General features: G+C 61.7%; 4 protein-coding genes. All 4 read left to right on the forward strand.

Features of this window, described 5'->3' with window-relative positions; all coding sequences use genetic code 11:
- Nucleotides 1-169 precede the first annotated feature (169 nt).
- Nucleotides 170-1,579 (forward strand): anion permease, encoded by a 1,410-nt coding sequence (locus LJE63_04860; GenBank protein ID MCG6905934.1) that lies wholly within the window; start codon nucleotides 170-172, stop codon nucleotides 1,577-1,579.
- 85 nt (nucleotides 1,580-1,664) lie between these two features.
- Entirely contained in the window at nucleotides 1,665-2,102 is a 438-nt protein-coding gene (locus tag LJE63_04865; GenBank protein MCG6905935.1) for a response regulator, read from the forward strand.
- Nucleotides 2,103-2,266: 164 nt separating this feature from the next.
- Complete coding sequence (locus LJE63_04870; protein MCG6905936.1) at nucleotides 2,267-3,346, forward strand: hypothetical protein; 1,080 nt, start codon at nucleotides 2,267-2,269, stop codon at nucleotides 3,344-3,346.
- Nucleotides 3,347-3,667: 321 nt separating this feature from the next.
- Nucleotides 3,668-5,342 (forward strand): chemotaxis protein CheR (locus LJE63_04875; protein MCG6905937.1); only part of this gene is annotated, 1,675 nt, incomplete at its 3' end.

Consider the following 5,342-nt stretch of genomic DNA (forward strand, 5'->3'; position numbering starts at 1 on the left):
CCGGCCTGGATGAGGCCATTCACCAGATGCTCCTTGGAAGGCACAACTCGCTGCTGGTTACCCGGGGGGAAGAAATTGTCGGTATTCTGCGGCTGACCGATGTGTTTGCCTATGTTTGCAACAATATCAAGGCCTGCAAGAAATAAAAATCAAAACCGCGAGGTAGAACATGGCCGAAGTCGAATCCATCGAGAAAGAGGTCACCACGACATCTATCGTCATCAAATCGGTAGTGGCGCTGGCAGTGGGCATCCTGATCCTGATGCTGCCCAGGCCGGACAATCTGACCCCCGAAGGCCACCGGCTGCTGGCGCTGTTGACGACCATTGTCATCCTGTGGGTCAGCGAGGCGGTGCCCATCGGCGTGACGGCTCTGCTGGCGGGCGCGGGGCTGATTCTTTTAAAGATCCAGCCCGCCCAGAAGGCCTGGGCGCCCTTTGCCAGCCCGGCGGTCATGTTCGTGTTGATGATCATGATGTTCGGGGTGGTCCTAAACGAGGTCGGCCTGGCCAACCGCCTGATGAACTACCTGCTGAAGTTTGCCGGCACCAAGGTCAAGCGCTTGAGCCTGATTCTGGCCATCGGCTGCACCCTCACCTCCTCCGTCTTTCACGACGCCACGATCACGGTCATCATGGTCTTTGCCTTCGTGCCGGTCTTCATGAGCATGGGGATGAAGCCGGGCAAGGGCCACCGGCTGCCCACCTTTTTCTTTCTGCTCATCCCGCTGTCGGCCTCGGCCGGCGGGTTCGCCACCCTGCTGGGCGGCGGGCGCAACCCGCTGGCCCTGGAGATCCTTCAGAAGTTCAGCGGGGGGCAGATCAAAATCGGCTTTCTGGAATACATCGTCATCCAGTTCCCCATCTGCATCCTGACCGCTGTCGCCACCTGGGCGATCCTGTGGGTTTTGCTGCGGCCCAAGGAAAAAGAGCTGGTGGGCATCGAGCTGGCCGACCCGGGCCCCATGAGCGGCCAGGAGTGGTGGGTCCTGGTGGTCTTTGTGATCACGTTCATTCTCTGGTTCTCGGGCGACCTGACCGGCTGGCACTACAGCGTGCCGGCGGCCTTTGCCCTGCTGGGCTTCTGCGCGCCCGGCTGGATCAGCTTCCGGGCCATTTGCGACAAATTCCCGTGGGAGTCCTGGATCGTCTTCGGCGCCGGGGTCTCGCTGGGGGTTTCGATGCTGGACAGCGGCGCCGGGCGCTTTCTGGCCGAGACCCTGCTGCCGCTGCTGGACGGCCAGCCCACGTTTGTGGTCTACTACGGGATGGGTTTTTTCGGGTCGTTCCTCTCCAGCCTGATGAGCAACTCGGCGGCCGTGGCCCTGATGCTCCCCATCACCCTGCCCATGGCCGAGCTGATGCAGATGTCGCCCCAGTCCGTGGCCATGCTGGCGCCCATGACGACCTCCTTTATTATGCTCGTGATCGGCTGCCCCCCCACCATCATCGCATACAGCACCGGCTACTTCAGCCAGAAGGAGTTCATCAAGATCGCGGTTCCCTGGTGCCTGATCCTGCTGGCGATTTGCACCCTGAGCGTCATGGTCTACTGGCCATTGATCGGGTTTGTCAAATAGCGGTTCGATGCACCACGAAGAGAGGTTTTTTTCACCCAAGGGCTTGCTTCGGGCAAGCCCACCACCTGAAACAAGGGGAAGCGCCATGTTCAAAACACCCAGTTACATCATGCTGGTCGATGATGAGGAAGATTTCGTGGAAATGCTGAGCCTGCGGCTCACCGAAAAGGGCGAAAAGGTCGTCTCGGCCTTCAGCGGCCAGGAGTGCCTGGACTCCTTGGAAAAATCGGATATCGACGTCGTCATCCTGGATGTCAAAATGCCGGGCATGGACGGCATTCAAACCCTGCAGGAAATCAAGAAGCGCCACCCCCTGGTGGAGGTGATCATGCTCACCGGCCACGGCACCATGGAGGCCGCCATCCAGGGCATGAAGCTCGGCGCATACGATTTTCTCTTCAAACCCGCGGACTTCGACGATCTGACCGAAAAGCTGGACAAGGCCAGAAAGCGCAAACACGACCAGGAGGAAAAAATCCGCAGCGCCGAGGCCGACATGCTGCTGCGCACTTCCAAAATATAGCTCCGGTGCCAGCCAACGCATTCGAAAACCCTTTTTAGCGGCGAGGGCCTGCCCGCTGACACGCACCGCTTGATCGCGGCGATACCCGTTTGACTGCGCCAGCGGCCCGTGGTATTTGAGCGAAAATTGAAAAACTCGGCACCACCCCCTAACAGGACGGCACCATGACCCAGGAAACCGAACTCGCCAACGTCTCCATGGCCAACACCAAAAAAGAACTGCTGGACGCTTACCAGGAGGCCAAAAAACGTGTCGACACGTTGACCAAGGACCTGCTGGATGCCGAGAAGGCCCGCAAACGGCTGGAAAAACAAACGGCCGCAACCACCGCCGACGCCCAGGCGGCGCAGGACCCCGTGCAGCGCCTGCACGACCTGCGTGGGACGATCAGCCGTGAATTGACCGACCTGGCGGAGCGCTTCGAGCACGAAATCGAAACCTACCGCAAGATTAAGTCCGCCATCGAAACCAAACGCGAGGAGCTCGACACCCTCTACGAGGTGGAAACGGCCGCCTCCGACCTGGCCGCCCTGATTGACGCCCAGCGTGCGAAGAAAGCGCAATACGAGCACGAGATGGCAGCCCAGAAAGCGGCCTTCGAGACCGAGATGCAGGAAATGCGCGCCGGCTGGCAGCGCGAAAAGGCCGAGCATGATCGGCGGGTCAAAGAGCAGGCGGAGGCCCTCGACACCCAGCGCCAACGGGAAAAGGAGGAATACGCGTACGCCTTTGCTCGGGAAAAGGAACAGCGCCAAAACGCGCTGGAGGACGAGCTGCAGGCCCTTGCCAAGGAGATCGCCGTAAAGCGCGGCGAATTTGAAACCGCCCATCAGCAGCGCAAGGCCGAACTCGATGCCCGGGAGGAAGCCCTGGCCGTACGGGAAAAAGAGATGGCGGCCCTCCAAAAAGAGGTCGAAAGTTTCCCCAAGCGCAGCGAGGCTGCGGTTCAGGCGGCCGTGGCGGAAGCCAGCGAGCGCATCACGCGGGCCTCCGAAAACGCCCAGGCGTTGATGCAAGCCCGCTTCGAGGGTGAAAAGAACGTCCTCCTGGGAAAAATCGAGGCGCTTGAAAAGCTGGTGGCTTCCCAGACGGCTCAAATCAACGATCTGTCCAAAAGAAACGAACAGGCCTACGAGAAGGTTCAGGATATCGCCAACCGGGCCGTCGCCGCCTCCCGCCGGGAAGGTTATCCGGCGCCCGCTTACCATGCCGCCCCTTCGGCCCGCAACGACAGCCAGGGCTGAAAGATCCGCGCCTCCCGGCCCACAGGCCCCGCCCGAGGCCGGGCTGGGCCGCCGCCGCTCCTCCATCCGCTTCGCCCCCCCTGGAGACCGATTCAAGCCGGTCGGCTATGATTTTCAAAGCCTCGGCCCGAAACCGGTTGATTCTTGATTGGTGCGTGCCTATGTTGCGTCTCAGTCCCACCAAAACCGCGGTGGGCCTGGCTTCAGGCTTCCGCCGGGGCATGCAGCCCGCCGGCCGGGGGCCGCTGGAGCGGCCCGACTAGGTCGGCGCGCCGTGACGCAGCGCTTGCAAACCGTCGGAACCAGAGGGAGGCCGCCACCATGACATCCGACAACCGCCCCCACGCCCCCCGTGAAAACCCGAGCGGTCCCGCTGCCGCGGCCAGCCCGGTAGACGCGCAAACCCCCAGCCATTACGTGGGCATCGGCGCTTCGGCCGGCGGTTTGGAGGCCATCGAGGCCTTCATCAAAAACATGCCCCCCCACAACGCCCTGGCCTTCATCATCGTTCAGCATCTCTCCCCGGACTACAAGAGCCTGATGGCCGAGCTGCTCTCCAAGCGCACCCAAATGCCCGTTCACCGCGCAGAAAACGGCATGCGCGTCAGCGCCGGGAGCATCTACCTGATCCCGCCCAAAAAACACCTGACCATCTTCCACGGCAAGCTGCTCCTCAGCGATCCGGAGCGGTCGCGCTCGGGGATTTTTTTGCCCATCGACATTTTTCTGCGCTCCCTGGCGGATGATCAGGGCGAAAAGGCCGTCGGCATCATCTTGTCGGGCACCGGCAGCGACGGCATGCGTGGGGTGCGGGCCATCAAGGAATCCGGCGGTATGGTGATGGTCCAGGACGAAGCCAGCGCCAAGTTCGACGGCATGCCGCGCAGCGCCATATCCACCGGGCTGGCCGACTTCATCCTGCCGCCCGAGGAGATGCCCCGGCAGCTGCTGCGCTTTGTCAAACACCCCGAGCAGACCCGCTCGGCGCGCTCCGACACCATCCTGACCGATGAGGACGGACTGACGCGCATCTTCGCCCTTCTGCGGGATCGGCACAAGATCGACTTCACCTACTACAAACCCTCGACGGTGGTGCGCCGGATCGAACGGCGGATGACCATCAATCACATCAACGAGCTGCGCGACTATGTCAAATTCCTGGAGAGCTACCCCCGGGAAGTGTCCATCCTCTACCGAGAGCTGCTTATCGGGGTGACCAGCTTCTTCCGCGACCCGGAGGCCTTCGACCTACTTGCCAGAGAATACCTGCCGGCCTTGCTGGAGCGGGTGCAAAGCCCGCTGGTGCGCTTTTGGGTGGCGGGGTGCTCCACCGGCGAGGAAGCCTATACCCTGGCGATGATCTGCCGAGAGGCGGTGGAAAGCGCGGGCAAAAAGATCAATGTCAAGATCTTTGCCACCGACGTGGACAGCGATGCCGTCGTCCAAGCCGGAAACGGCATCTACCCCGAGAGCATCGCCGCGGACCTGGCGCCCCCCTACCTGTCCAAGTACTTCATCCGCCGCGACGATTCGTTCCAGATCGCCCGCAGCATCCGGGAGATGGTGGTCTTCGCCCAGCACAACCTGATCAAGGACCCGCCCTTCACCAATATCGATCTGGTCACCTGCCGCAACCTGCTGATCTACCTCCAGCCCGTGCTGCAGCGCAAGGTGCTGGAGTACTTCAATTTTTCCCTCAACGCAAACGGTCTGCTGTTTTTGGGGCACAGCGAAACCGTCGGGGAGATGGCGGATTACTTCGACCCGCTCAGCCACAAGTGGAAACTCTACCGCTCCAAGGGCAAAAGCAAAGAACCCAGCCCGGAGCTGGAGATATCCAAGGCCCGTTTCAGCCCGGGGCGACTGCTGCGCCCCCATTTTCTGGGGCCGCCAAAGCCCATGCGGCTTCACGAGGAGGAGCGCATACTGGACCGCCTGCTGGACGCCCTGGCGGAGGACTACGTTCCCCTGACCATGGTGGTCAACGATGGGCTGG

The sequence above is a fragment of the Desulfobacteraceae bacterium genome, assembly GCA_022340425.1.
GTDB lineage: Bacteria > Desulfobacterota > Desulfobacteria > Desulfobacterales > JAABRJ01 > JAABRJ01.